Here is a 24,695-nt window from a genome sequence, read left to right on the forward strand (position 1 = left end):
GCGCTGAGCGGCCCGGGAGGCGCCAGCCAAGGCCGGCGCCGGGTTGGCAGGCCTCAGCCGCCGACGGTCAGGGCCACGAACTGCTTGACGCCGTTCTGCGGAGCCTGGACCAGCAGCATCAGCACGTCCCCCTTCTTCACACCGGCGACGGCCTTGTTGAAGTCCGAGACGCTGCCGATCTTGTTGCGGCCGACCTGCAGCACGATGAGGCCCGGCTGCAGGCGCGCCTCCATGGCCGCAGCGCGGGTCACGTTGGAGATGACCACGCCTTCACCGCTGGACAGGCCCAGACGCTGGCGCTGCTGCGCGGGGATCGCCTCGACGCTGAAACCGATGTCCTTGCTGTTGGCCGACTTGCCCGAACCGGCGTCCTGGTCGCCGTCGTCCTCGTCCGGACCGGACAGTCCGGCAGCCTTCTGATCCAGTTCGGTCAGGGTGACGTCCACCTTGCGCGCCTTGCCATCACGGATGACCGTCAGGATGACCTTGGTTCCGGGCGGCAGCGGTGCCACGCGCGACGGCAGATCGGTGAAGTCGTTGATCTTGCTCCCGTCGAATTCGGTGATCACGTCCATGGGCCGGATCCCGGCCTTGTCCGCGCCACTGCCCGGCGACACCGACGCGACCAGGACGCCATTGGTGTTTGGCAGCCCCAGGCTCTTGGCCATCGCCTCGCTGATTTCCTGGTTCATGGTGACGCCCAGCATCGAGCGGCTGACCTTGCCGTTCTTCTTCAGCTGGTCGGCCGCGCTGATGGCCAGGTCGATCGGGATCGCAAAACTGATGCCCATGTAGCCGCCGGACTGGGAGAAGATCTGCGAGTTGATACCGACGACTTCACCCGCTGTATTGAGCAGCGGACCGCCGGAATTGCCCGGGTTGATCGCCACGTCGGTCTGGATGAAGCGCACGTAGTTCGACCCCATGCCGGCCTGGGTTCGTCCTGTCGCACTGACCACGCCGGCGGTGACCGAATGATCCAGCCCAAACGGCGAGCCCACGGCCACCACCCACTGCCCGGGCTTGAGGTTGTTGGACTCGCCCATGCGCAGCGACGGCAGGTTCTTGGCGTCGATCTTCAGCACGGCCACGTCGTAGCCCTTGTCGGCGCCGATGACCTTGGCCTTGAACTCACGTCCGTCGGACAGCTTGACCTTCACGTTGTCCGAGCCGTCGACCACGTGGTTGTTGGTCAGGATGTAGCCATCGGGCGAGATGATGAAGCCCGAGCCCATCGACTCGCCTTCCGGACGGCCGCCGCGGCCGCGCGGCGAAGGCATCTGGAACTCCGGCCCGAAGAGCTGACGGAAGATGTCCGGGATCTGCTGCTGGTCCATCTGGGGCTGCTGGTCGTCGTCGCTGCTGCTGTCGTCACCGCCGCCGATGGTGGCGTCGACGTTGACCACACCCGGGGCGACCTGCTCGACCAGCTTGGTGAAGTCCGGCAGCCCGGTGACGATCTGTGGGGCGCTGCTCTGGGCGATGGAGGGGGCGACCGCAGCCGCGCTGCTGCCGCTTTGCTGGGCGCACGCCGACAAGGGCATGGTGAGGGACATCAGGCCGATCAGGCCAAAACGGACACGTGCATTCATCGACTGCTTGCCTCTGCGTCGGAAAAAGAAAGGGTTGGCAGCACCCGCCCGCAGGCGGGTGCAGGTCACTCAGGGCTGCGCGTCCGGCGCCCGGGCTTCTGACGGCTGGGACGTCGAGGCCGCCGTGGGAAGCCGGGGCTGGAACGGGTAATAGGGCGCCTGTTCGCCTTGGACGTAGCCGGCGGCATAGCTGCCATCGCTGGCCAGGTGAGGGAGCGTGGTCCGTGGCCAGGGCCGCGCCCGCGCCTCACCCAGGGCCGCACCGGCAAAGGGGTCCTGACGGCTTGAAGGCGCCTGGGCAAGGGCGCCCGCCCGCGGGACCTTGGCCGCATTCACCTCGGCCAGGGCCTGACGGGTGATGGCGGCCGTGGCGCGTGCAGCCTGCTGGTTGCGGGTCGCGCTGCCACGACGGCTCTCGTCGGCGCGGCGCGGCACACTGGCGACGGCGACCGCCGCCGAAGCGGCCAGCGTCGCCGCAGGGTCCGGGTCGGCCGGCGCCGACGGCGCTGATGGCGAGCGGATCGTCGAGCCACCGGAAGCCGGTGCCACGCTGCTGGCTAGCTCGGTCGCTTGTGAGGCGACCTGCGGGCGACTGTGCTGTCCGGCAATGAACATGGCCACCAACGCCACGGATGCGGCGACCGCACCACCGCTCCAGCGCAGCAGCCGATGCCCGCCGCGGCCGAATTCCTGGTTGGCGGCAGGCTGTTGCCGGGGCTGCTCGGCCACGGCCGCGGCGACGCGCTCTGCGAAACCATGCGGCGCCGGCGTCGGTGCGCGCCCCCGCAGGACCTCACCACACAGCTGCCAACGTTCCCAGGTCGCGTTCAGCGCCTGATCCTCGCCCATGCGGCGCATCAGGAAGCGGGCCTGATCCGGCGCCAGTTCGCCGTCCATCAGCGCGGACATCTGCTGGCGGTAATGCTGCTGGAACTTGTCGTCGATCATCGGGCACGCTCCCGGGTGGCACCGTCGTGTTCAAGCAAGGGCCGTAGTTCGGCGTCGATCGCATCGCGCGCGCGGAAGATCCTGGAGCGCACCGTGCCGATCGGGCAACCCATCCTGGCGGCGATTTCCTCGTAACTCAGTCCGTCGACCTCGCGCAGGCTGATGGCGGTGCGTAGGTCCTCCGGCAAGGCCTCGACCGCGCGCATCACGGTCTGTTCGAGTTGCTGACGCATGAGCTCGCGCTCGGGCGTATCGGTATCGCGCAGGCGCGCACCGGAGTCGTACTGTTCGGCGTCGGTGGCGTCCACGTCGTCGGTGGGCGGGCGTCGGTTGTGGGCAACCAGATGGTTCTTTGCGGTGTTCACGGCGATCCTGTGCAGCCAGGTATAGAACTGCGCGTCACCACGGAAACTTCCAATCGCGCGATAGGCGCGCATGAAAGTGTCCTGCGCCACGTCCTGGCACTCGCTCCAGTCGTGTACGTAGCGGCCGATCAGCGCCAGGATGCGATGCTGGTATTTGCGCACCAGCAGGTCGAATGCGGCGCTGTCCCCGCGCTGTACGCGCTTGACCAGCTCGAGATCCAGTTCGATGGGTGGATCAGCTTCGGCCATGCCGGTCCGCACTCCTGTGGGCGCCGTCATGAGCCGCTCCTTGTGACCACGCGGGCAGCGGAAAGTTCACTGACGCCATGAAAATCCTGCTGCGGAAAAGTTAGAACGTAAAAATAACGCATGGCGCGTGGACTGCCTGTCAGGTCGTCAGCACAGGACATAGGGATTTGACGCAGGCCAAACAACCTCCCGATCATAACGGGCTCCCCGTACCGTAACGGATGGTCACTCCATGACAGCCAGCTTCGATGGGCTCCGATTCAGTCACTGGCACACGGAAACCCGTCCCGAAGGCGTGGTGGTCCTGTTCCTCGACCGTCAGGACGCCTCGGTCAACGCCTTTTCCCAGGATGTCCTGATCGAGCTGGGCGAGGTGATCGAACGCCTGGCCATCGACCCGCCCAAGGGCGTGGTGATCGCTTCGGGCAAGGACAACGGCTTCATTGCCGGTGCCGACCTCAAGGAATTCCAGGAATTCGACCGCCGCGGCACGGTGAGCGATGCGATCCGTCGCGGCCAAGCCACCTTCCAGAAACTGGCCGAACTGCCCTGCCCGACCGTGGCGGCCATCCATGGCTTCTGCATGGGGGGTGGCACCGAGATCTCGCTGGCCTGTCGCTATCGCATCGCGTCGAAGGACGCTTCCACGCGCATCGGCCTGCCCGAGGTCAAGCTGGGCATCTTCCCGGGCTGGGGCGGCAGCGCACGCCTGCCGCGCCTGATCGGCGCGCCGGCGGCGATGGATCTGATGCTGACCGGTCGTACCGTCTCGGCCAGCGCCGCACGGGCCATGGGCCTGGTCGACCGGACCGTGAACAAAGCGGTGCTGATCGACAGCGCCGTGGCCCTGGCATTGAAAGGCACCACGCGTCCGTTCAAGCAGCGCGCCCTGGGCTGGTCCACCAATACCTGGCTGGCGCGCCGCATCCTGGCCCCGCAGATGAGCAAGCAGGTCGCGCGCAAGGCACGCAAGGAGCACTATCCGGCTCCCTACACACTCATCAACACGTGGGAGCGCGCGGGCGGCAAGGGGATCGGCGCGCGCCTGGATGCCGAGCGCCGCGGCGTGGTCAAGCTGGCCGGCACCCCGACCGCGCGCAACCTGATCCGCATCTTCTTCCTGACCGAGCGGCTCAAGGGGCTGGGCGGCAAGGACGCGGGCATCAAGCACGTGCACGTGGTCGGCGCTGGCGTGATGGGCGGTGACATCGCCGCGTGGTCGGCCTACAAGGGCTTCGAGGTCACCCTGCAGGATCGCGAGCAGCGCTTCATCGATCCGGCCATGACACGTGCGCAGGCGCTGTTCGACAAGAAGGTCAAGGACGCCAGCAAGCGCCCTGCCGTGGCCGCACGCCTCAAGGCCGATCTGGCCGGCGAAGGCGCCGCCAGCGCCGACCTGGTGATCGAGGCCATCATCGAGAGCCCCGAGGCCAAGCGCGCGCTCTACCAAACCATCGAGCCGATGCTCAAGCCCGACGCATTGCTGACCACCAACACCTCGTCGATTCCGCTGGTCGAACTGCGCGAACACATCGCCCGGCCGGCGCAGTTCGGTGGCCTGCACTACTTCAACCCGGTGGCGATGATGCCGCTGGTGGAAATCGTGCACCACGACGGCATGTCGGCCGAGACCGGCCAGCGCCTGGCCGCGTTCTGCAAGGCGCTGGACAAGTTCCCGGTGCCGGTGGCCGGCACCCCTGGCTTCCTGGTCAACCGCGTGCTCTTCCCCTACATGCTCGAAGCGGCCAATGCCTATGCCGAGGGCATTCCGGGTGCGGTGATCGACAAGGCGGCGGTGAAGTTCGGCATGCCGATGGGCCCGATCGAACTGATCGACACCGTCGGCCTGGACGTGGCGGCCGGCGTTGGCAAGGAGCTCTCGCCGTTCCTGGGCCTGCAGGTCCCGGCGGCGCTGGCCACGGTCGAGCCGGACAAGCGCGGCAAGAAGGATGGCCAGGGCCTGTACAAATGGGAGCAGACGGCCAAGGGCAGCAAGCCGGTCAAGCCCGAGGTGCCCGCCGATTACCAGGCGCCGGCCGACCTGGAGGACCGCCTGATCCTGCCGCTGCTGAACGAGGCGGTCGCCTGCCTGCACGACGAGGTGGTCGCCGACGCGGACCTTCTGGATGCCGGCGTGATCTTCGGCACGGGCTTTGCACCGTTCCGCGGCGGCCCGATCCAGTACATCCGCGCCACTGGTGCCGATGCGCTGGTCGAACGCCTCAAGACCCTGCAGGCGCGGCACGGAGATCGCTTCGCGCCACGCCCTGGCTGGGACAATCCCGCGCTGCGCCAACCGGCCGCCTGATCGAGTCCCCCTGCACGTCCGCCGCAGGCTGCAAGCCGCGCGGCGGATCGGGCATCATGCTCCGCCTTGGAACCACGACGACCTCACTTGCATGTTCAATCTGTCTGCGCCGAGTACCGGCACCTATTTCCTGTCGCTGCTGTTGGGCGGCCTGGGCGTTGCAGCCAAGCTGCACTACATCCCGGCACTGGTGCCATACGCGTTCTGGCTGGTCTGCGCGGGCTTGGTCGTGCTGCTGCTGGGCAATCTGTTCAAGAGCCTTTGACCGCAGGCGAGCGGTGACCAGGACGGCGAGGTCTCAGCACCCCATCGCCAAGGCGACTTCCAGTTGGGTCACCCGCACCCAGCCACGCCCATCCCACTGCTCCAGGACCATCCGCAGCAGGCTCGGCGCGACATAGGAGGCGCCTTCGCCTGCTCGTGAGACGCCGCGCGCTAGGTTCTGCCAATGCGCCTCGCCTCCCTGGCGACGCACGGCCGCCAGCAGCTCCGACTGGCTGAAGGTGGGGAAGCAGGTGGATTCGGCCTCCGACGGCGGCAGCACGGCGAAGCGCACATTGCCGTCTACGGCAATGGCGTGCCACGCGGACGTGCAGTGCTTCCAGTCCAGAAGATCCAGGTGCGGCCCCTCATCCGCAAGCGCCAGGCTGGTCTGGTATTGCACGCGCAGGCGCAGCGGCACCTGCTGCCCGGCGGCCTGCGCGGCCTGGACGAGGCCGACCGTCTCCCCGATTTCCGGCGATAGCACATAGCGCGGCTGCAAGGGCGCGGACTGCGACCAGATCGCTGCCGGTGAAGCTTCTGTCCACACCTGGATCCGGGCCACCTGCGCCCCCGCATCCAGCGCAAACGACATCGCCAGCCCCGCTGACAGAAGGCCGGCGATCATGCTGCGGCATCGCGGCATGGGCGCGGCTTACATGGTGTGGGTGGGCTTGTCGGCGTTGAGCGTGCCGGCCAGCAAGGTCTCGATGCGGTTGCGCACCATGTCGCCCTCGCCGCCCTCGGTGAACTGCACGCCGATGCCGGCGGTACGTGCGCCCTGTGCGCCGACCGGCGTCACCCAGATCACCTTGCCGGCCACCGGCAGGCGCTCGCTGGACTCGGGCAGGGTCACCAGGACGAAGACTTCGTCGCCGAGGAAATACCGCTTGGTCGTCGGCACGAAGATGCCCCCGTTTTTCACGAACGGGATATAGGCACTGTAGAGCTGCGCCTTGTCCTTGACCGCCAGCGACAGGATGCCGCCCTTTGTTGCATTCATCCCGTTCCTCCAGTCGCCGAACCACGCACGCCATCGCGCCAGGCCAGCAGTAAATCCACCATCGCCAGGTCGGCGCGCACCGTGGTGCGCAGCAGGTCTCGCGTGCGGTTGGCCGTATCGAACCAGGCAGCCAGCTTGTTCAATCGTGCAGGATCGGTCAAGGCCGGATCGGCTGCCTGCGCCAGCACCAGGTCCGCGGCAAAACGCAGCCGCAAAGAGGCGTGATCGTCGTTGGCCCAACGCTGGGCGGTCTCCACCACCTGCAGCTGGCCGCGCTCGAGCTTGCCCAGGTCGGCCGCCACCTCGCGGCGCAGCGCCATGCCGCCTTCGGCCATCCAGGACAGGGCCAGTCCCGGATGCCCGCGGGCCGCGTCCAGGGCCTCGGCCGCGGCGCTTTCCGGATAGTCCTGCGCAGCCAGCCAGGCCAAGGCCTCGGCACGCGGTGGCAGGCGGACTTCCAGGCTCTGGCAGCGGCTGCGGATGGTCGCCGGCAGGCGCATCGGATTGGCGCTGAGCAGCCACAGGTAGCGCCCAGGCTGGGGTTCCTCCAGCGTCTTGAGCAGCGCGTTCCAGCCCGCGTTGTTGACCGCATCGGCCGGGTCGATGATCGCCACCTGCGCGCGCCCGTACTGCGGGGTGAGCGATAGCTTCTGCGACAGCTCGCGGATCTGCTCGATCACGATCTCGGTGCGCAGCTTGGTGCCGTCGCGCGTGGGAATGAAGGACACCACCGTCAGATCCGGATGGGTGCCGGCCTGGATCAGCTGGAGATCGCGTCCGACGCCGTCGGCCTGCCCGCCGCTGAGCACATGGCGCGCCAGCCGGTCGGCGATCGCACGCTTGCCCAGGCCAGCTGGCCCGCACAGCAGCAGGCCATGGCCCAGGCGTCCGACATCCAGTGCGGCGACTGCATGGTCGTAAGCGCGCTGCTGCCACGGGGCGAATGGACCTGTCACGTGGTCGCCTCCAGCCAGGTGCGTACGGCACTGGCGACCGCCTGCGCGACCGCGTGCGGCGGCTGCGCCGCATCGATCACGCGGAAGCGCGCGGGGAACGCCTCGGCGCGTCGCCGATAGCCTTCGCGCACACGCTCGAAGAAATCGTCCTGTTCGCTTTCGATGCGATCCGGCCACAGGTCGCGGCCCGCGGTGCGGGCGCGCCCTTCGCGCACGTCCAGATCCAGCAGCAGGGTCAGCGCCGGCGCCGCATGCACCACGCGCCGTTCTAGCTCTTCCACCAGGCTGCGGTCCAGGCCGCGCCCGTGGACCTGATAGGCGTAGCTGGAGTCGGTAAAGCGATCGCTGACCACGAACGCGCCGCGAGCCAGGGCCGGTGCGATCACCCGCTGCACATGCTGGGCGCGCGCGGCGAACATCAGCAGCAGTTCGGCTTCCGGCGCCAGCGCCTCCGCGCCAGGTTCGAGCAGGATGCCGCGCATGCGCTCGGCCAGCGGCGTGCCGCCCGGCTCACGGGTCAGGACGACCTCGTACCCGGCCGCCTGCAAGGTGTCTCGAATGGCGCCCAGCGCGCTGGTCTTGCCCGCGCCCTCCCCGCCTTCCAGACTCAAGAAGCGCGGATGTTCGACCGGCAGGCTCATCGCCTGCTCGCCTTGTCGTCCTGGCCCGTCGGCGTCTGCGCCGCCTGGCCTGCGGCGGCCTCCTCCTCGGGCAGCGGCGGGCGACGCATGCGATTGAGGTAGGCGCGCACGGCGGCGTTGTGCTCGGCCAGCGTGGCCGAGAACACATGCCGCCCACTGCCGTCCCCGAGAGCGACGAAGTACAGCGCATCGCCCGGCGCCGGGTGCGTGGCCGCCTCAAGCGCCGCGCGGCCGGGCATCGCGATGGGCGTGGGGGTCAGCCCCGGGCGCGTATAGGTGTTGTAGGGCGTGTCGGTGGTCAGGTCGCGCCGGCGGATGTTGCCGTCATAGGCGCTGCCCAGGCCGTAGATCACGCTGGGGTCGGTCTGCAGCTTCATGCCCTGCGCCAGGCGCCGGGCGAACACGCCGGCGATCTCGGGCCGCTCCTCGGCGATGCCGGTTTCCTTCTCGATGATCGAGGCCAGCGTCAGCGCCTGGTAAGGCGTGGTCAACGGCAGGTCGTCCGCGCGCGTGGCCCAGACCTTGGCCAGGGCCTTGTCCATGTCGTCGTAGGCGCGCTGCAGTACGTCCAGGTCCGTGTCGCCGCGCGAGTACACGTAGGTTTCCGGCAGGAAGCGCCCCTCCGGATGCTCGCCTGTATGACCCAGCTTGGCCATCAGTGCGGCATCATCGAGCTGGGTGGCCTCATGCAGCAACGGCGTGGCCGCCTCCAGCGCCGCGCGCAGCTGGCGCATGTTCCAGCCTTCGACGATGGTGAAGCGGTACTGGATGATGCGACCGGCGCGCATGTTCTGCAGCAGCGAGCGCGGGGTGGTCACGCCGGGCTCCAGCGCATACTCGCCTACCTTGAGCTTGCCCGCCGCGTCGAGCTGGCGGGCCAGCAGCTGCCATTCCAGATCACGGCCGGCCGTGACGCCTTCGCCGCGCAGGCGGGTGAGGACATTGTGGAACGAGTCACCCTTGCGCACCTGCACGGACTGCTCCGCATGCAAGCCCGGCAGCGGCTGCGACTGGAACGCCTGGTAGCGCTGCCAGCCCCACAGCGCGGCGGCCGCGACGGCCAGCCCGAGGAGCACGACGATGAGGACGATGGCGCGGCAACCGCGCCTGCAACCTGATGCCACGGTCATGAAGCCGGCCAAGGGAAGGCCGCGCAGGATACCAGCCGCACGCGAAGCGGGCCGTTCAGACCGCCGGCGCCGCCCCGAGCGCGAGCAGCATGCCGCGGGCCTTGGCCCGGGTCTCGGCCAGCTCCGCCTGCGGATCGGAGTCGATGACGATCCCGGCGCCGGTGCGGAAGCGCAGCGTGGTGCGCTCGGCCTCGTCCACCAGCTGCGCGCTGCGGATGAGGATGTTAAGGTCCAGGTCGCCATCGCGTCCGAGCCAGCCGAACGCGCCGGTGTAGGCGCCACGCGGCACCTGCTCCAGCTCAGCGATGATCTGCATGCAGCGCACCTTCGGACAGCCGGTGATGGTGCCGCCGGGAAAGGTCGCGGCGATCACCTGCCCTGGCGTGACCTCGGCGCGCAGCTGGCCGCGCACATTGCTCACGATGTGGTGCACGTGCGCATAGCTCTCCACCGTCATCAGCTCGTCGACCTCGACGCTGCCCGGCGTGCACACGCGGCCCAGGTCATTGCGCTCCAGGTCGATCAGCATCACGTGCTCGGCGCGCTCCTTGGGATGGCCGACCAGCTCGCGGATGCGGGCGGCATCATCGTCCCCGACGAAGCGCGGCCGCGTGCCGGCGATCGGCCGGGTCTCGACCACGCCACCGCGCACCGACACCAACCGCTCCGGCGAGGCGCTGACCACCGCGTGGCCGTCGTGTTGGAACAGACCGGCGAACGGGGCCGGATTGCACTGCCGCAGGCGCGCATACAGCGCCGCTGGCTCCAGCCTCGGGGCAAACGAGGCCTGCCAGCCGCGCGAGAGGTTCACCTGGAACACATCGCCCGCCGCCAGGTAGTCGAGGATGCGCAGCACCCCCTCGATGAAGTGCTCGGGTGCGTCCTCGATCAGCGCCTCCGGCACGTGCCAGGCCGGCGCCTGGAGGGCAAGCGCCAGGGCCAGATCCGTTTCGACGGCCTGCAGCAGCGCCTCGCAGCCCGGCTCGGCCACCGCCACGCACTCCCCGGTGGCGCGATCGCGCAGCACCGCGGCCGGACAACGCCGTGCCAACGCGACCGGCCGTTCGCCCGGGCCCTGGGGCAGCGTCAGCACCGGCTCGACCTGGCCAGCCAATTCGTAATCCAGCATCAGCGCCCAGCCGCCATGGAAGGGCCAACGCGGTTCCTCGCGCAGCGTGCGCAATGGCTGCCAGGCGGCATCGAGCAGCGAGAGGAAATCCCCCTCCAGCGTCTCCCCGGCCAGGGTGCGGGTCAGCCCGTCCGCTTCCAGGCGCAGGCCTTCGCCGTTGCCCATCAGCAGCAGATCCCAGCGACCGTGCGCGGTGCCCGACGCCACCGACTCCATCAACAGCGGGTAACGCGCCGGCGCCACGCGCTGCAGCGACAGCAGGTCCACCTCGTTGGGCAGCGCACGGCTCAGAAGCATGACGGTCTCATGTGTTGCAAAACGCACATCGGGAGCGGCGCCATGCCGCTCCCGATGTCTTCAACGTCGCCGACGCCGCGCTCAGACGCGCTTGAACACCAGCGTGCCGTTGGTGCCACCGAAGCCGAAGCCGTTGGACATGACCACGTCGACCTGCTGCTCGCGCGCCACGTTGGGCACATAGTCCAGATCGCAGCCTTCCCCCGGATTGTCCAGGTTGATGGTCGGCGGAATCACGCCCTCGTGCAGCGCCATCACCGAGAAGATGGCTTCCACGCCACCGGCCGCGCCGAGCAGGTGCCCGGTCATGGACTTGGTGGAGCTGACCATCATCTTGTAGGCGTGATCGCCCATGGCGCGCTTCATCGCCAGGGTCTCGGCCACATCGCCCAGCGGCGTAGAGGTGCCGTGCGCATTGAGATATTGAACCTGCTCCGGATTCACGCCGGCGTCCTTCATCGCCATGGTCATGCAGCGCGCCGGACCGTCGCCGTTCTCGCTGGGCGCGGTCATGTGCCAGGCGTCCTGGCTGGCGCCGAAACCGGCCAGCTCGCAGTAGATGCGCGCGCCGCGGGCTTTGGCGTGTTCGTACTCTTCGATCACCAGGATGCCGGCACCATCGCCCATGACGAAACCGTCGCGCTCGGCGTCCCACGGGCGCGAGGCCCGGGTCGGATCGTCATTGCGGGTGGACATGGCCTTCATCGAGCAGAAGCCCGCCATCGAGGTCGGCGAGGAACCGCGCTCGGCACCGCCGCAGACCATTACATCGGCATCGCCGTACTGGATGGTGCGCATGGCCATGCCGATGGAGTGGTTGGCGGTCGCGCACGCGGACACGGCCGAAAAGCCGGGCCCCTTGAGGCCCTTCATGATGCTCAGGTGGCCGGGCAGCATGTTGATGATGGTGCTGGGGATGTAGAACGGCGAAACCTTGCGCACGCCCCCGTCGAGCAATTTCTCGGTCTGTTGCTCGATGCCCAGGATGCCGCCGATGCCCGAACCGATCATCGCGCCCACGCGCTCGGCATTGGCCTCGGTGACTTCCAGGCCCGAATCGTCCAGGGCCATCAGCGAGGCCGCGACACCGTAGTGGATGAAGGCATCCATCTTCTTGGCGTCCTTGGGGTGAATGAACTGGCTCAGGTCCAGCTCACGCACTTCACCGCAGATCCGGGTGGGATAGGTCGAGGCATCGAACGAGGTCAGCGGGCCGATGCCCGAACGACCGTTCTTGATGCCGTCCCAACTGCTGGCCAGGTCATTGCCCAGGGGCGAGACCATGCCCATGCCGGTGACCACGACACGACGTCGGCTCATAACGTTCTACTCCGCAATGCTGCAGGCCGGCCAATGCCGGCGTTGACGGGGATGCTGCGGCGCGCCTGCGCCGGATGCGCGCGGGGCCGCAATCGCGGCCCCGGCGTCACTCACTTGCATCAGGGCGTATCAGGCCTTGACGTGCGCCTTGACGTAATCAATGGCCTGCTGGACGGAGGTGATCTTCTCGGCCTCTTCGTCCGGAATTTCGCACTCGAATTCTTCTTCAAGCGCCATGACCAGCTCGACGGTGTCCAGCGAGTCGGCGCCCAGGTCGTCCACGAACGATGCGCTGGTGGTGACTTCTTCTTCTTTGACGCCAAGCTGTTCGACAACAATCTTCTTGACGCGTTCTTCAATGCTGCTCATGGATTCGCTCCAACCGGAGATGGGTAAACACGGGATAGTGTAAGGGAAAGCGGGGCCTGCTGGCACGGCGCCGCAAGCCCCTTCGAATCAGCCACTTAGGGCCGAATTTTATGTCACGGCATGTACATGCCGCCGTTGACGTGCAAGGTCTCGCCAGTGATGTACTTGGCGGCCGGGCTCGCCAGGAAGGCCACCGCGTTGGCGATGTCGGCCGGCTCACCCAACTGGCCCAGCGCGATCTGGCCCAGCAATGCCTGCCTGGTTTCCTCGGGCAGCGCCTTGGTCATGTCGGTATCGATGAAGCCCGGGGCGACCACGTTGACGGTGACGCCGCGCGAACCGATTTCCTTGGCCAGCGACTTGGAGAAGGCAATGATGCCAGCCTTGGCCGCCGAATAATTGGTCTGGCCCGGGTTGCCGGTCACGCCGACCACCGAGGCGATATTGATGATGCGCCCCTTGCGCGCCTTCATCATGCCGCGCATCACCGCCTTGGACGTGCGGAAGACGCTGGACAGGTTGGTGTCCAGGATCGCGTCCCAGTCCTCTTCCTTCATCCGCATCAGCAGGTTGTCGCGGGTGATGCCGGCGTTGTTGACCAGGATCGAGATCGGACCGAATTCCTTCGCCGTTGCGTCAATCAGCGCGTCGACAGCCGCGGCGTCGGTGACGTCCAGCGTGCGGCCATGGCCGCCGATGGACTCCATGCGCTGGGCGATGGCCTGCGCACCGTTGTCGCTGGTCGCCGTGCCGATGACGGTGGCGCCCTGCGCGGCGAGGGTGTCGGCAATGGCCGCGCCGATGCCGCGACTGGCGCCGGTGACCAGAGCGATTTCACCGGACAGAGGAAGTGCTGCGTTCATGCGGTTTTCCAGGTTTCCAGCGCCGAGGCGAACTCGGCGGGCGTGGACAGCGTACGCGCGTCGACCGACTTATCGATGCGCTTGATCAGGCCGGCCAGCACCTTGCCGGGACCACATTCGGCGATACGCGTGGCACCGCCAGCGGACAGTGCCCGCACGCAGTCGGTCCAACGCACCGGCAGGTAGAGCTGGCGCACCAGGGCATCTGCAATCGCGTCGATCGAATCGTGCACCTTGGCGTCGACGTTCTGCACCACAGGCAACGCCGGCAGGTGCCAGGACAGCCCCTTAATGGTGTCGGCCAGGCGATTGGCGGCCTCGCGCATTAGCGGGGTATGCGAAGGCACGCTGACCGCCAGCTTCACGGTCTTGCGCACGCCGCGCGCGTTGAGTTCGGCGATGGCGGCATCGACTGCCTCAGCGTCGCCGCCGATCACGATCTGGCCTGGGGAGTTGTAGTTCGCCGGGACGACGACCTTGGTGCCTGACACCTGCTCGCAGACCTCCAACACTATCGCGTCCTCGGCGCCGAGCACGGCGGCCATCGCACCGACGCCGGCCGGAGCGGCTTCCTGCATCAACTGCCCGCGGATGCGCACCAGATGCGCGCCATCCTTCAACGACAGCGCACCGGCCGCGACCAGCGCGGTGTATTCGCCCAGGCTGTGCCCGGCCAGCTGTGCGGGCGTCGGGCCGCCCTGCTTGCGCCACAGGCGCCAGACGGCGATGCCCGCTGCCAGCAGCGCCGGCTGGGTGTATTCGGTGCGATTGAGCATCTCTTCGGGGCCGCCCTGCGACAGGGCCCACAGGTCCGCGCCAGCGCCGTCGGAGGCTTCGTTGAAGGTATCGCGCACCTGAGGGTGCAACTCGGCCAATTCGGCGAGCATGCCGATGGATTGCGATCCCTGGCCCGGGAAAACGAAGGCAAGTGTGGTGTCTGTCACGCGCAAAGACGCCCTGCTGCGAAAAACGAGGGGCGATGATACGGGTGAAAGGGGTAAGGCGTCTGTACTGCGGCGTATGCCACCCCTTCACACCGTGGCATCAACCCACCAACAGGCGCAGCACATCCAGGTCGCCATCGCTGAACCAGTCGAAGGCCAAGGTCGCGATCACCAGCACACCCAGGGTGCTGGCGCCATGCAGCACCAGCACAGCGTGGGCGAGACGACGCGCCTTGCGTCCCAGGCGATTGCAGACCGCGGCCAGGCGCTGGAGCCGCGTGGTGACCTGGTGGGTCTGCGCTTGCACGTCACGACCTCCGCGGGTCATGGCCTCACGCATCAGCCCCTCCAGCACGGCGGGCCGACGCTCGTAGTAGCGGGCCACGCCATAGCCGAACATCAGCCAGTCGCGCGCCTGGGCCTGGGCCAGGCTCATGACTTCCAGCGGATCTTCCTCGAAGTCGATGAAGCCGATCTGCTCGCCATCGAAGGTCATGTTGCGTGGCAGTGGCTGGCCGAAGTACGCGCCCTCGGCATGCGCTTTGGCGATCGCCGCGAGCGCCAATCGCGTCAATCGGTCGCGCTGCGCATCGTCCTGCGCATCGCGCAGCCAGGCCGCCAGCGAGCGGCCGTTGTCGGTGAGCACCAACGAAGTGCGCCCGCGCCCGATCACTTCAGGCACGTGCACATGCTGTGCCGCCAATTCGTTCAGGCGACGCGCTTCGACATCCAGGGCAGCGGTGCCGACGCGATGCGGCGGCGGTCGCAGCGGCGCCATGCCGAGCTTGCTGGCCAACAGATCCAGGGCGCCGAGCGACAGCACGCGACTGCCGCCATTGCCATAACGTTTCAGCCAGGCCTGACGGCCGTCGATCAGAATGGGTTCAACCATGGGGGCACTCCGTCACAGCATGACAACCCTGTCATGTCGGAAAGATGTTAACCCTTGAGCGTTAACGCCATCGGAACGCACAGCACCGCGCAGGCGTCGCGAACGCGCACGGCCCAGCGCAAGGCGCGCGCAAGCGCACCCGGCATGGCCGGCGGCATTGAGAGGGGAACAGTGCGGCAGAGCCGCCGGACCTGGCTCAATAAAGCATCGATTCGCGCACGAATGACCCGTGCGCCTTCAGCAAGGCACACCACGAAGAGCCAGAAGGAACAAGGACAGCCCCGCGCCGCGGTGCGAGCCCCCGCTCAGAAGCGCAACAGCACCGAACCCCAGGTGAAGCCGCCGCCGAACGCCTCCAGCAGCACCAGCTGACCGCGCTGGATGCGTCCATCACGCACCGCTTCGTCCAGCGCCAGCGGGACCGAGGCCGACGAGGTGTTGCCGTGCCGGTCCACCGTGACCACGACCTGGTCCATGGACATGTCCAGCCGTTTGGCAGTGGCTTCGATGATGCGCAGGTTGGCCTGATGCGGCACCAGCCAGTGCAGGTCGTGCTTGTCCAACTGGTTGGCGGCCAGGGCTTGGTCCACGACCGCGTCGAGCGCCTTGACGGCGTACTTGAACACGTCGTTGCCCTTCATCAGGATCCGCGATCCGGCATTGGGTGCGTCCGGCTGGAAGCCAGCGGAAATGCCGACCGGATTCCACAGCAGTTCCTTCTTGCTGCCATCGGCATGCAGGTGGGTGCTGAGGATGCCGGTCTCGGTATCGGCCTTGAGCACGACCGCGCCCGCGCCGTCGCCGAACAGCACGCAGGTGGTGCGGTCGGTCCAGTCGGTAATACGGGTCAGGGTCTCCGCGCCCAGCACCAGCACGGTTTTCGCGTCCCCGGTCCGGATGAACTTGTCCGCGACCGTCAACGCGTAGATGAAGCCCGAGCAGGCCGCGTTGACGTCCATCGCCATGCAGCCTTCCGCCCCCAGCTTGGACTGGATCAGGCAGGCGGTCGACGGAAAAATGATGTCCGGCGTCGTGGTGCCCACGACGATCAAGTCCAGCTCGTCCGCGGTCACGCCGGCAGCTTCCATCGCCAGCAACGCCGCCTGGTGCCCCAGGGTGCTGCTGGTCTCGCCTTCGCCGGCGATGTGACGCTCACGAATACCGGTGCGGGTGCGGATCCACTCGTCGCTGGTGTCGACGATCTTGGACAGATCGTCGTTGGTCATCACTTTCTTCGGCAGGCAGCTTCCGGTGCCTGCGATACGCGAGTAGATACGACCGTTCGTCACCGGCTGGCTCATCGTGATTCCCGTTGCGCGACCCGCGAAAACGGGCCAGAAAGATGAGAGGTCAGGCACGCATCAAGCGCGCCGCCAGGCTCATTCTTCGTCGACAACCGCCGACTTGGTCGCGATGACCTTCTTGCCGCGGTAGTAGCCGTCAGCGGTCACGTGATGGCGGATGTGGGTCTCGCCCGTGGTCGGGTCGGTGGCCAGCTGCTTGGCGGTGAGGGCATCGTGCGCACGGCGCTGGCCGCGGCGGGACGGGGTGACGCGGGATTTCTGAACAGCCATGGTCTTGCTCCAAACAAGTCTCGTATTCCAACCGCCAAAGCGCGGTCAGTTCTTCTTGAGCGATGCCAGCGCCGCGAACGGGCTGGCCTTCGCCAGTTCTTCCTGCTGCGGGGAGACATCAAGCTCCACCGCGGGCAACTCCGGATTCATCGGGACTGCCGGAACGGCCAGCACCAGCTCATCCTCCACCAGATCCAAGGTCCGCAGCATGCCGTCCTCGGGCACCAGCAGGGCCTCGAACTCGGCCGGCAGCGCGGCCTCGTCGGCCTCGTCCCGGATCAAGCCAAGCCGCTGGACCATGGAAACCGGGAGCAGGAACCGCTCCAGGCTGCGCTGGCATTCCAGCGGCAGCGCCGTCTCGATCCTCAACTCCACGTAAGGCACCTGCAGCGCGTCGCGATCAAACTGAAGCGCAAACGCCACCTCGCCCTCGGCATCGGTCAACAGCCCGTCCAGCCGGCGCAGCGCCGCCAGGGGCACCTTGCCTTCGAAACTGCGTCGCGCCGCAACCATGCGCCAGGCATCCAGGATTTCGGGCACGTGCGCGGACATAAGCCGCAAAATGTTAGAGACCTGCTGGCAGCGTGTCAAATCCAGGCGATGGACATTGTCGCATCCCGGTGCCAGTCGCACACTGCCCGGCCCGCACGACTGCGACCCGCCTCATGCCCGACCTGATCCTGGCCTCCACCTCGACCTACCGTGCCGAGCTGCTGCAGCGACTGCGCGTCCCGTTCCAGGCCAGACGCCCCCTGGTCGACGAAACGCCCCTGGCGGGCGAGCCTCCACAGAGCCTGGCCGTGCGCCTGGCGCGCACCAAGGCCCAGACCGTCGCCGAACAATGCCAGGGAGCCTGGGTGATCGGCTCGGACCAGACCGCCGACCTGGACGGCGCCCCTGTCGGCAAACCCGGCGGGCGGGCGGCGGCGCTGGCGCAATTGGAGGCCATGTCCGGGCGCACCGTGGAATTCCACACCAGCGTGTGCCTGACCGACGGCACCCGATGGCTGGAAGCCACCGATGTGACGCGCGTCGTCCTGCGCCCGCTCCCGGCGGATCAGATCGCACGCTACGTCGACGCGGAAACGCCTTACGACTGCGCAGGCAGTTTTAAATGCGAGGGCCTGGGGATCAGCCTGTTCGAAGCCATCGAAACCCGCGATCCCACGGCCCTGATCGGGCTCCCGCTGATTGCCACCGCGCGGCTGCTGCGCGATGCCGGCTTCCGCATCCCCTAACCACCCGCTGCCGGCGTCCCCCGACACCACTGAGCGAGAAACGACGCCCGACCGATCCAGGACTCCACGACCGCACAATAGCCTCGATCGGGCGCAAGCCCATTGGCAGAAGGGACCGCAGCAGCGATGGTCGAGCCTTCCAGTTGGAGAAGGGATGACGTGGCGGCGGGACGCGAGCCAACCCGCCGCGGCTACTTGATGTCAACCGGCTGTTCCGACCAGTCCTCGACGCTGCCGTCCTGGCCATGCAGGCGCAGTCCCATCCAATGCCGACCGGCGCGCAGCCCGCTGACATCGACCTGCGCGCGGAATCCCACGTCGGGATGATGCGGATCGGTGGAAATCTTCCAGTACACCGCCACCCCCGGATCGGGCAGGCCATAGCGCGCCTGTGCCACCACCTTGCGGTCGATGAGGACCTCCACGCCCTTCAGCCCGACGCCGTCCTTGAACGCCCAGCCTTGCACCGTGAGTGCGCCCGACACGCTTGCACCGCTGACCGGATGATCGATCCAGGCCATCGCGGGCGTCGTGCATACCGGCCCGCGCCCTTCCTGGTCGCGTCGCGAGTGCGCCGCATCGCGCTTGGGCAGATAGAACAACAGAAAGCGCTGGCGCCCATGATCGACATTGATCACGCGCGGAGGCGGCAACGGCCCCACCCGCTCGCATAGCGCGTGGTAACGCGCCAGCAGGAGCTTGTATTGCACTTCGCTGGCACCAACCACCAGCAGTTGCGCAGTGGGGCTGCTGCCATCGCTGTGCAGATCCCACAAGCGCAACTGCGGGGCACGCCCATGCTTGACGTTGAGCGGATGCTCCAGCACCGGGATCGCATCGTCGCCCAGCGCGAACCCGAGTTCCGCGCCCAGTTTGAAGTTGTCGGCCAGCATGCCCGTCTGCCCGGGATGGCGGGCCAGCTCCTCGCGCACCGCCACGGCCAGCTGGTCCCAGCCGGCAAAGTTGTAGGGATAGAACTTGTTGGCCGCCAGGTCTTCCCGCCAGCGTGGCACCGAAGCCACCAGGTAATAGCCCAGCACCACCGCCAGGCCGGTTCCGCACAGCGCCCAGGTCGCCTGGCGTAGCCGGCGCGGCCATTCCTGCAGCAAGGTGGGCACCGCCAGCAGCAGCGGCAGATATCCAGGCAGCGTCCAGTGGAAACTGACGCGCTCGACATCGGCAAAGAACCCCAGCGCGAAGAAGCCAAGGGTCGACACGCCACCGAGCAGGCCAAAGTAGCGCCATTGCGACGGCATCTGCCCGTGGTCGGCGAACGCGCGACGCAGCACCTGGAGCAGGGCGAAGAACAGCAGCGGCGTCACCAATGCGGCCTGCACCACGACGAACAGCACGCCAGTCGCCTGGAACGTCCAGGGATGTCGGTCCACCAGTTGGAAGCGCAGGCCCGCATCGGCGTTCTCGATGTTCCAGGCGATCAGCGGCATCCAGGCGGCCACACCCATCGCCAGCGCCACCCAGACGCGCACGTCCAGCAGCACCCGCCGGCCGCGTGGCATCAGCAGCAAGGCAATGAAACCCACACCGACCACACCGGCGAAGCGGTAATGGCTCAACGCCCCGATCACCAGACCCAGGGCCAATTCCGCCGCCGCAGCCGCCTCCACCTCGCGCAGCAGGCGTGCTCCGGCATCCAGGCACAGCACGGTGGCAAAGGCCATCGGCACATCGGGCACCGCCATGATGCCCAGGCTGCCCGACAGCGGCATCAGCAGGACCAGCGCGCCGGCACGCCAGCCCGCCGCGCGTCCGAACCAGCGCCCGCCAATACCCGCCAGCAGCCACGGCAACAGGGCGGCCAGCAGCAGGAAGGGCATGCGGATGGCCAACACATGCTGGCCTCCGATCGCCGTTCCCAGGCGCACCATCCATGCGGTCAGGCCCGGCAGGTCGGAATAGGCCGCCGCCAGGTGTCGACCCTCCTGCCAGTAGAAGGCCTCGTCGACGAACAACGGCAGGCGCGCCGCGATCAGGATCTTGATCACGGTCAGGCACAGCCACAGCGTCAGGAACGTGCGCTGCGCGCGCGCTTCATCATTCATGGAGCCAGTACACTCGAATCGCAGACAACGTGAGGTGGGAGATACGATGCAGGACAGCCCGGCAACGCACCCGATGCTACCCGATGCCCTGGTGCAGGCCCTGCAGCAGGCACAGGCGCAAGTGAATGGACTGGTGTTGGGCAAGCGCCTGCAGGTGCGCCTGGCGTTCGTCGCCCTGCTGGCAGATGGCCATCTGCTCATCGAGGATTTGCCCGGATTGGGCAAGACGACGCTGGCCCATGCCATGGCCGCCACGCTCGGCCTCGGGTTCCAGCGCGTGCAGTTCACCTCCGACCTGTTGCCCGGCGATGTGCTGGGCGTGTCGATCTATGACGCGCAGACGCGCCAGTTCCAGTTCCATCCCGGCCCGGTGTTCACCAACATCCTGCTGGCCGACGAGATCAATCGCGCGCCCCCGCGCACCCAAAGCGCCCTGCTCGAAGCGATGGCCGAACACCAGGTCACATTGGATGGCACCACGCACACGTTGGACGAACCCTTCTTCGTGATCGCCACGCAGAACCCGGTGGACCTGTCAGGCACCTACCCCCTGCCCGATTCGCAACTGGACCGTTTCCTGCTGCGCATGGGGCTGGGTTATCCCGATGCCAAGGACGAGCGCGCCCTGCTCGCCGGCAGCGACCGGCGCGAGCTCATCGCCGGCACGCGTCCTCTGTTAGGGGTTGAGCAGGTGCTCGCCCTGCGCCAAGCCGTTGGCCGCGTTCATGCCAGCGAGACGCTGATCGACTACGTCCAGGCCCTGCTCTCCCGCAGCCGGCGCCAGCCAGGGGTGCGCGTGGGACTGTCACCGCGCGCGGGGCTGGCCCTGCTGCGCGGCGCGCGTGCACATGCGCTGCTGCTCGGCCGCGACCACGTGTTGCCCGAGGACGTGCAGACGCTGTTCCCGGCGGTGGCCGCACACAGGCTCGTCCCCGATACCGAGGGCAGTTCTTCCACCGAGTTGTCCCACGCCATCCTCCACGCGGTGTCGGTGGACTGATCAGTGAGTGCGATCCGCACGACCGGGCTGCGCCAGCGACTGGCTTTGCTGGCGCGGCCGCGCCAGGCCGAGACCTTGCCGGTCACGCTGGATCGACGCCGGGTCTATGTGCTGCCGACTCCGTTTGGTCTGTTCGCCGGCCTGCTGGTGGCCACGATGCTGCTCGGCGCGTTGAACTACAACAACAACCCCGCTCTGCTGCTCGCCCTGCTGCTGGCGGCCACGCTGATGGCCAGCCTTTTGGCAGCGCACCTGCAGCTTTCGGGGCTGCGCGTGGAGGCGGTGCGGGCCGAGCCGGTCCACGCCGGCGCCCCCCTGCTGGTTCAAGTCGCCCTTTCCGAAGCGGACCGCCGCGCCCGCGTCGGGCTGCGGCTGGGGTCCGGGGGCGAAGAGGTGCTGGTCCCCAGCCTGCTGGACAGTACGGTGGTGGCCGGCCTCGCCCATCCCACCGAGGTGCGCGGCTGGCTACACCTGCCGCGCCTGCGGGCGTCCACCACCCAGCCATTGGGCGTGGCACGGGCCTGGTCCTGGATCTGGCCGGCGACCCCGCTGCTGGTCTATCCGGCGGTCGAGGCCGATGGCCCGCCGTTGCCCGCCCCGGCCGGCGCGGCGCGGCGCACCCGCGTGCAAGCCGCAGGCGAGGAACTTCACCACCTGCGCGCCTATCGCCCCGGCGATGCACCGCGCACCATCGCGTGGAAGCCTTCCGCGCGACGCGACACGCTCCTGGTCCGTGAGTACGAGCATCCGGTCGGGGTGGAGGTCTCGCTGGACTGGGCGTCCCTGGCCGCCCTGCCCTACGAGGCCAGGATTCGCCGGCTCGCGCACTGGGTCGAACTGGCGGAACGTCAGGCCTGCCGCTATCGCCTGCGCCTGCCGGGGCAGGCACCGCTCGGCCCCGCCCTGGGTGCCGAGCATCGCCATCAGTGCCTGCGGGCCCTGGCCCTGATGCCGGCCGGCTGACACGTGCTCGCCTGCCGCTCCACTTCACCCCGTCTGGATCCGCGCAGCCGCCTGTGGGCGCTGGCCTCAGCGGGATTTGGCCTTCTGCCCCTGCTCTTGCAGCTGCCGGGCAGCACCGCCATCGCCGTGGGGAGCGTCGGCCTGCTCAGCGCAGGCATCGCCTGGCGCCGGCCGATCCCATTGCTGCTGCGCCTGGTCCTGGCGCTGACGGCACTGGGCGCGGTGCTGTGGTCGGCCGGGCCGCACTTCGGACGCGATACCGGGTGTGCCTTGCTTGCGGCGATGCTGGCGATCAAACCCACCGAAACCACCAGTCTGCGCGATGGGCGCAGCCTGGTCGGCTTCGCGTTGTTCGCCCCCTTCGCCGCGTTCCTGCTCGACCAAGGGCCCATGACGATGGCGCTGGGCCTGGCCTCGGTGCTGTGCGCGCTGGTGGCTATGCAACGTCTGGCCGCCCTGGAGTCGGGGCTGACAGTGTTGGGCGCGAGCACCCTTCATCGCGCCCGCCCCTGGCAGATCGGACGCTTGGTCCTGATGGGCGTTCCGCTGGTGCTGCTGACGTTCTGGCTGTTCCCGCGCCTGTCCAACCCGCTGTGGGGCCTGCCCGAACGCGCGGTCGGCCGCCCCGGCCTGGCCGACACGATGAAGCCCGGCGAATGGATCGACCTGCTCGCCGATGACACCCCAGCGGCGCGGGTGCGCTTCTTCGGCCCGACGCCCCCGTCTTCGCAGATGTACTGGCGCGGGCCGGTGCTGACCGATTTCGATGGACGGACTTGGCAGGCCTCGGGCCCATCGCGCAATCGCGCGCCCGTGGAGGTCACCCGTCGCGGGCCGCGATACGACTACCAGCTCGACTACGAACCCACGGACCGGCGCCAGTTGGTCGCCCTGGACCTGCCGCTTTCGGCCCCCGATGGCGCGCGCCTGGCGGGCGATTACGAACTGATCTCCGCACGCCCGCTGTCCGGTCTCACCCGCTGGCGGCTGCAATCCTCGGCGCCGGCACGGTTTGCCGCCGATGCCGGTCCCGCGGAGCTGCGGCAGGCCTTGCGGCTGCCGCCGGGCTTCAATCCACGCACCGTCGCGCTGGGGCACCAGTGGCGTGACGCGGCGGGCCGCGACGATGCGGCGATCGTGCGCCGGGCGATGGACTGGATCCGGCAGGACTTCGCCTACACGCTCGACATCCCCTTGCCCGGGCGCGACATGGCCGACGAATTCCTGTTCCAGACCCGGCAGGGCTTCTGCGAGCAGTTCAGTTCGTCGTTCGTGATCCTGATGCGCGCGGCGGGCGTTCCGGCGCGCGTGGTCACTGGTTATGTCGGCGGCGTGCGCAACTCCTTGGGCGGCGGCTACTGGATCATCCGTCGCCAGGACGCCCATGCCTGGGCCGAAGTCTGGCTGCCCGGGCGTGGCTGGGTGCGCGTGGATCCCACCGCCGCGGTGGCACCCGAGCGCATCTACGACACGATCGACGACCGGGCCCAGGCCGGCGACGGTGACGCTGGCGGCTTTGCCGGCCTGAGCCGCTTTTCCGAGGTCAGCGACTGGCTGCGCCGCAACTGGAACGACCTGGTCCTGAGCTTCGATGCGCAGCGCCAGCGCGACCTGCTGCGGCCGTTGGGCTTCGGGCGACTGGACGAGGGCAAGCTCGGCCTGCTGTTCGCCCTTGCCGGCGGCGGCACCTTGCTGGGCATGGCCTGGCTGCTGGCACGCGGCGAACGCGAGCGCGATCCACTGCTGCGTCAGTGGCATCGCCTGGGCCGCCGCTACCGGCGCTACGGCCTGGAACCCCTGGCATCCGAGCCGGCGATGGCCTGGGCGCGGCGCGTTGCAGATGCGCGACGTGACCGGCCTGACACAAACGAGAACCTCATCTCACTCAGCCGGCGTTTCGCGGAATCGCGTTACGCTCTGAGTCATGCGGACGTCCGGGCGCTGATACGCGATCTGCGCCGGCACCGTCCGTGAACCACAGCGAGGTCTGTATGAACACGACTGCTTCCGTCCGCCTGCTGGCTGCTGGAGCCCTGGCGATTTTTCTCGGTGCCTGTGCCACCGTTCCCAAGCCGCTGCAGGGCGAATTCCCCGGCGTCACTCCCCGCGACACCGTCGCCGGCGCGCAGGCCGGGGCCCAGGTCCGCTGGGGCGGTCGCATCGTGGAGACCAGGCCGCGCGCGGACAGCACCTGCTTTGAGATGATCTCTGCACCCCTGGGTGCCACGGGTCGTCCCTTGAGCAGCTCCCCGGATGCCACCGATGGTCGCTTCATCGCGTGCCGCGCCGGCTTCTATGACCCGGCGATCTTCGCCAAGGGCCGCGAAGTGACCTTCATCGGCCGCGTGGACGGGTTCGAGAACACCCGCATCGGCGAGTACGACTATCGCCTGCCGCGCGTGACCGCCGACGTGGTCTACCTGTGGCCGGAAGTGAAAGAGGTGCAGGTGCGCCCGTATCCGGGCCCGTACTACGACCCGTTCTGGGGTCCGGGCTGGGGCTGGGGCCCACGTTGGGGCTGGTGGTAAGCCCAGCGGAATCGACCTGAAAGCGAAGGGCCGGCATTGCCGGCCCTTCTGCCGTGTGCGGGACG

General features: G+C 68.1%; 25 protein-coding genes. 7 read left to right on the forward strand and 18 right to left on the reverse strand.

All coding sequences use genetic code 11. The annotated features are described in order from the left end of the window. Positions 1–53 precede the first annotated feature (53 nt). The 3 genes from PJ250_RS00450 to rpoE form a co-directional block, all read right to left on the reverse strand. Positions 54–1,592: a Do family serine endopeptidase gene (locus PJ250_RS00450; protein WP_271646594.1), complete on the reverse strand. Its 1,539-nt coding sequence runs from the start codon at positions 1,590–1,592 to the stop codon at positions 54–56. Positions 1,593–1,661: 69 nt separating this feature from the next. After that, complete coding sequence (locus PJ250_RS00455; protein WP_271646596.1) at positions 1,662–2,540, reverse strand: sigma-E factor negative regulatory protein; 879 nt, start codon at positions 2,538–2,540, stop codon at positions 1,662–1,664. Continuing rightward, the gene (gene rpoE, locus PJ250_RS00460) at positions 2,537–3,154 is read right to left on the reverse strand and encodes an RNA polymerase sigma factor RpoE (protein ID WP_271648726.1); all 618 of its coding nucleotides are present in this window, start codon (positions 3,152–3,154) and stop codon (positions 2,537–2,539) included. Before rpoE ends, PJ250_RS00455 begins: the two co-directional genes overlap by 4 nt. Positions 3,155–3,386: 232 nt before the next feature. On the opposite strand from rpoE, the gene PJ250_RS00465 reads away from it, so the two are divergent. Together PJ250_RS00465 and PJ250_RS00470 are read left to right on the forward strand one after the other, a co-directional pair. Further along, positions 3,387–5,462 carry a 3-hydroxyacyl-CoA dehydrogenase NAD-binding domain-containing protein gene (locus tag PJ250_RS00465; protein ID WP_271646597.1) on the forward strand — a complete coding sequence of 692 codons (2,076 nt, stop codon included), beginning with the start codon at positions 3,387–3,389 and terminating at the stop codon, positions 5,460–5,462. A 91-nt stretch (positions 5,463–5,553) separates the two neighbouring features. Further along, complete coding sequence (locus PJ250_RS00470; protein WP_271646599.1) at positions 5,554–5,727, forward strand: hypothetical protein; 174 nt, start codon at positions 5,554–5,556, stop codon at positions 5,725–5,727. Positions 5,728–5,760: 33 nt separating this feature from the next. Here the strand turns inward: PJ250_RS00470 and PJ250_RS00475 are convergent, their stop codons facing one another. From PJ250_RS00475 to PJ250_RS00540, 14 genes are all read right to left on the reverse strand, one after another. Next, positions 5,761–6,351: a hypothetical protein gene (locus tag PJ250_RS00475; protein WP_271646600.1), complete on the reverse strand. Its 591-nt coding sequence runs from the start codon at positions 6,349–6,351 to the stop codon at positions 5,761–5,763. A 27-nt stretch (positions 6,352–6,378) separates the two neighbouring features. After that, positions 6,379–6,726, reverse strand: coding sequence for a PilZ domain-containing protein (locus PJ250_RS00480; protein WP_271646602.1), 348 nt, complete (start codon positions 6,724–6,726; stop codon positions 6,379–6,381). After that, complete coding sequence (locus PJ250_RS00485; protein ID WP_271646603.1) at positions 6,723–7,682, reverse strand: DNA polymerase III subunit delta'; 960 nt, start codon at positions 7,680–7,682, stop codon at positions 6,723–6,725. The genes PJ250_RS00480 and PJ250_RS00485 overlap by 4 nt, the downstream gene beginning before the upstream one ends. Next, entirely contained in the window at positions 7,679–8,323 is a 645-nt protein-coding gene (tmk, locus tag PJ250_RS00490; protein WP_271646604.1) for a dTMP kinase, read from the reverse strand. Before tmk ends, PJ250_RS00485 begins: the two co-directional genes overlap by 4 nt. Next, complete coding sequence (gene mltG, locus PJ250_RS00495; protein WP_271646605.1) at positions 8,320–9,453, reverse strand: endolytic transglycosylase MltG; 1,134 nt, start codon at positions 9,451–9,453, stop codon at positions 8,320–8,322. Before mltG ends, tmk begins: the two co-directional genes overlap by 4 nt. A 55-nt stretch (positions 9,454–9,508) precedes the next feature. Continuing rightward, positions 9,509–10,879, reverse strand: a complete 1,371-nt coding sequence (locus PJ250_RS00500) for an aminodeoxychorismate synthase component I (RefSeq protein ID WP_271646606.1) — start codon at positions 10,877–10,879, stop codon at positions 9,509–9,511. Between the two features lie 81 nt (positions 10,880–10,960). Next, on the reverse strand, positions 10,961–12,199 hold the full coding sequence (fabF, locus tag PJ250_RS00505; protein WP_271646607.1) for a beta-ketoacyl-ACP synthase II: 1,239 nt from the start codon (positions 12,197–12,199) through the stop codon (positions 10,961–10,963). A gap of 129 nt (positions 12,200–12,328) precedes the next feature. Continuing rightward, on the reverse strand, positions 12,329–12,568 hold the full coding sequence (acpP, locus tag PJ250_RS00510; RefSeq protein ID WP_014161144.1) for an acyl carrier protein: 240 nt from the start codon (positions 12,566–12,568) through the stop codon (positions 12,329–12,331). A 113-nt stretch (positions 12,569–12,681) separates the two neighbouring features. Beyond that, positions 12,682–13,431, reverse strand: coding sequence for a 3-oxoacyl-ACP reductase FabG (gene fabG / locus PJ250_RS00515; protein ID WP_271646613.1), 750 nt, complete (start codon positions 13,429–13,431; stop codon positions 12,682–12,684). Beyond that, positions 13,428–14,375: an ACP S-malonyltransferase gene (gene fabD, locus PJ250_RS00520; RefSeq protein WP_271646614.1), complete on the reverse strand. Its 948-nt coding sequence runs from the start codon at positions 14,373–14,375 to the stop codon at positions 13,428–13,430. The genes fabG and fabD overlap by 4 nt, the downstream gene beginning before the upstream one ends. Before the next feature lie 100 nt (positions 14,376–14,475). Beyond that, positions 14,476–15,267: a BUD32 family EKC/KEOPS complex subunit gene (locus tag PJ250_RS00525; RefSeq protein WP_271646615.1), complete on the reverse strand. Its 792-nt coding sequence runs from the start codon at positions 15,265–15,267 to the stop codon at positions 14,476–14,478. 305 nt (positions 15,268–15,572) lie between these two features. Further along, positions 15,573–16,568, reverse strand: coding sequence for a beta-ketoacyl-ACP synthase III (locus PJ250_RS00530; protein ID WP_271646616.1), 996 nt, complete (start codon positions 16,566–16,568; stop codon positions 15,573–15,575). 78 nt (positions 16,569–16,646) lie between these two features. Beyond that, positions 16,647–16,841 carry a 50S ribosomal protein L32 gene (gene rpmF, locus PJ250_RS00535; protein WP_130520075.1) on the reverse strand — a complete coding sequence of 65 codons (195 nt, stop codon included), beginning with the start codon at positions 16,839–16,841 and terminating at the stop codon, positions 16,647–16,649. Between the two features lie 45 nt (positions 16,842–16,886). After that, on the reverse strand, positions 16,887–17,393 hold the full coding sequence (locus tag PJ250_RS00540) for a YceD family protein (protein WP_271648727.1): 507 nt from the start codon (positions 17,391–17,393) through the stop codon (positions 16,887–16,889). Between the two features lie 113 nt (positions 17,394–17,506). Here PJ250_RS00540 and PJ250_RS00545 point away from each other — a divergent pair, with 113 nt between their 5' ends. After that, a complete protein-coding gene (locus PJ250_RS00545; protein WP_271646617.1) occupies positions 17,507–18,079 on the forward strand; it encodes a Maf family protein in 573 nt (190 codons plus the stop codon). Positions 18,080–18,270: 191 nt separating this feature from the next. Here PJ250_RS00545 and PJ250_RS00550 read toward each other — a convergent pair whose 3' ends face one another. Further along, entirely contained in the window at positions 18,271–20,139 is a 1,869-nt protein-coding gene (locus PJ250_RS00550) for an ArnT family glycosyltransferase (RefSeq protein ID WP_271646618.1), read from the reverse strand. 46 nt (positions 20,140–20,185) lie between these two features. Here PJ250_RS00550 and PJ250_RS00555 point away from each other — a divergent pair, with 46 nt between their 5' ends. From PJ250_RS00555 to PJ250_RS00570, 4 genes are read left to right on the forward strand one after another with little or no spacing between them, the layout of a single operon-like run. Further along, the gene (locus PJ250_RS00555; protein ID WP_271646619.1) at positions 20,186–21,139 is read left to right on the forward strand and encodes an AAA family ATPase; all 954 of its coding nucleotides are present in this window, start codon (positions 20,186–20,188) and stop codon (positions 21,137–21,139) included. A 12-nt stretch (positions 21,140–21,151) separates the two neighbouring features. Continuing rightward, positions 21,152–22,102, forward strand: a complete 951-nt coding sequence (locus tag PJ250_RS00560) for a DUF58 domain-containing protein (RefSeq protein WP_271648728.1) — start codon at positions 21,152–21,154, stop codon at positions 22,100–22,102. Positions 22,103–22,105: 3 nt separating this feature from the next. After that, on the forward strand, positions 22,106–24,076 hold the full coding sequence (locus PJ250_RS00565) for a transglutaminase TgpA family protein (protein ID WP_271646620.1): 1,971 nt from the start codon (positions 22,106–22,108) through the stop codon (positions 24,074–24,076). 17 nt (positions 24,077–24,093) lie between these two features. After that, complete coding sequence (locus PJ250_RS00570; protein ID WP_271646621.1) at positions 24,094–24,630, forward strand: Slp family lipoprotein; 537 nt, start codon at positions 24,094–24,096, stop codon at positions 24,628–24,630. Positions 24,631–24,695 lie beyond the last annotated feature (65 nt).

It is taken from the genome of Pseudoxanthomonas sp. JBR18 (genome assembly GCF_028198165.1).
Taxonomy (GTDB): Bacteria; Pseudomonadota; Gammaproteobacteria; order Xanthomonadales; family Xanthomonadaceae; genus Pseudoxanthomonas_A.

Excerpts from the sequence above, each read along its gene's own strand:
- PJ250_RS00555 (WP_271646619.1), top strand. The coding sequence starts at position 20,186 with ATGCAGGACAGCCCGGCAACGCACCCGATGCTACCCGATGCCCTGGTG.
- PJ250_RS00530 (WP_271646616.1), bottom strand. The coding sequence starts at position 16,568 with ATGAGCCAGCCGGTGACGAACGGTCGTATCTACTCGCGTATCGCAGGC.
- PJ250_RS00540 (WP_271648727.1), bottom strand. The coding sequence starts at position 17,393 with ATGTCCGCGCACGTGCCCGAAATCCTGGATGCCTGGCGCATGGTTGCG.
- PJ250_RS00550 (WP_271646618.1), bottom strand. The coding sequence starts at position 20,139 with ATGAATGATGAAGCGCGCGCGCAGCGCACGTTCCTGACGCTGTGGCTG.
- PJ250_RS00525 (WP_271646615.1), bottom strand. The coding sequence starts at position 15,267 with ATGGTTGAACCCATTCTGATCGACGGCCGTCAGGCCTGGCTGAAACGT.
- fabF (WP_271646607.1), bottom strand. The coding sequence starts at position 12,199 with ATGAGCCGACGTCGTGTCGTGGTCACCGGCATGGGCATGGTCTCGCCC.
- PJ250_RS00570 (WP_271646621.1), top strand. The coding sequence starts at position 24,094 with ATGAACACGACTGCTTCCGTCCGCCTGCTGGCTGCTGGAGCCCTGGCG.
- PJ250_RS00450 (WP_271646594.1), bottom strand. The coding sequence starts at position 1,592 with ATGAATGCACGTGTCCGTTTTGGCCTGATCGGCCTGATGTCCCTCACC.
- fabG (WP_271646613.1), bottom strand. The coding sequence starts at position 13,431 with ATGAACGCAGCACTTCCTCTGTCCGGTGAAATCGCTCTGGTCACCGGC.
- PJ250_RS00465 (WP_271646597.1), top strand. The coding sequence starts at position 3,387 with ATGACAGCCAGCTTCGATGGGCTCCGATTCAGTCACTGGCACACGGAA.
- PJ250_RS00480 (WP_271646602.1), bottom strand. The coding sequence starts at position 6,726 with ATGAATGCAACAAAGGGCGGCATCCTGTCGCTGGCGGTCAAGGACAAG.
- PJ250_RS00500 (WP_271646606.1), bottom strand. The coding sequence starts at position 10,879 with ATGCTTCTGAGCCGTGCGCTGCCCAACGAGGTGGACCTGCTGTCGCTG.
- mltG (WP_271646605.1), bottom strand. The coding sequence starts at position 9,453 with ATGACCGTGGCATCAGGTTGCAGGCGCGGTTGCCGCGCCATCGTCCTC.
- acpP (WP_014161144.1), bottom strand. The coding sequence starts at position 12,568 with ATGAGCAGCATTGAAGAACGCGTCAAGAAGATTGTTGTCGAACAGCTT.
- rpmF (WP_130520075.1), bottom strand. The coding sequence starts at position 16,841 with ATGGCTGTTCAGAAATCCCGCGTCACCCCGTCCCGCCGCGGCCAGCGC.
- PJ250_RS00475 (WP_271646600.1), bottom strand. The coding sequence starts at position 6,351 with ATGATCGCCGGCCTTCTGTCAGCGGGGCTGGCGATGTCGTTTGCGCTG.
- PJ250_RS00545 (WP_271646617.1), top strand. The coding sequence starts at position 17,507 with ATGCCCGACCTGATCCTGGCCTCCACCTCGACCTACCGTGCCGAGCTG.
- PJ250_RS00455 (WP_271646596.1), bottom strand. The coding sequence starts at position 2,540 with ATGATCGACGACAAGTTCCAGCAGCATTACCGCCAGCAGATGTCCGCG.
- PJ250_RS00470 (WP_271646599.1), top strand. The coding sequence starts at position 5,554 with ATGTTCAATCTGTCTGCGCCGAGTACCGGCACCTATTTCCTGTCGCTG.
- rpoE (WP_271648726.1), bottom strand. The coding sequence starts at position 3,154 with ATGGCCGAAGCTGATCCACCCATCGAACTGGATCTCGAGCTGGTCAAG.
- tmk (WP_271646604.1), bottom strand. The coding sequence starts at position 8,323 with ATGAGCCTGCCGGTCGAACATCCGCGCTTCTTGAGTCTGGAAGGCGGG.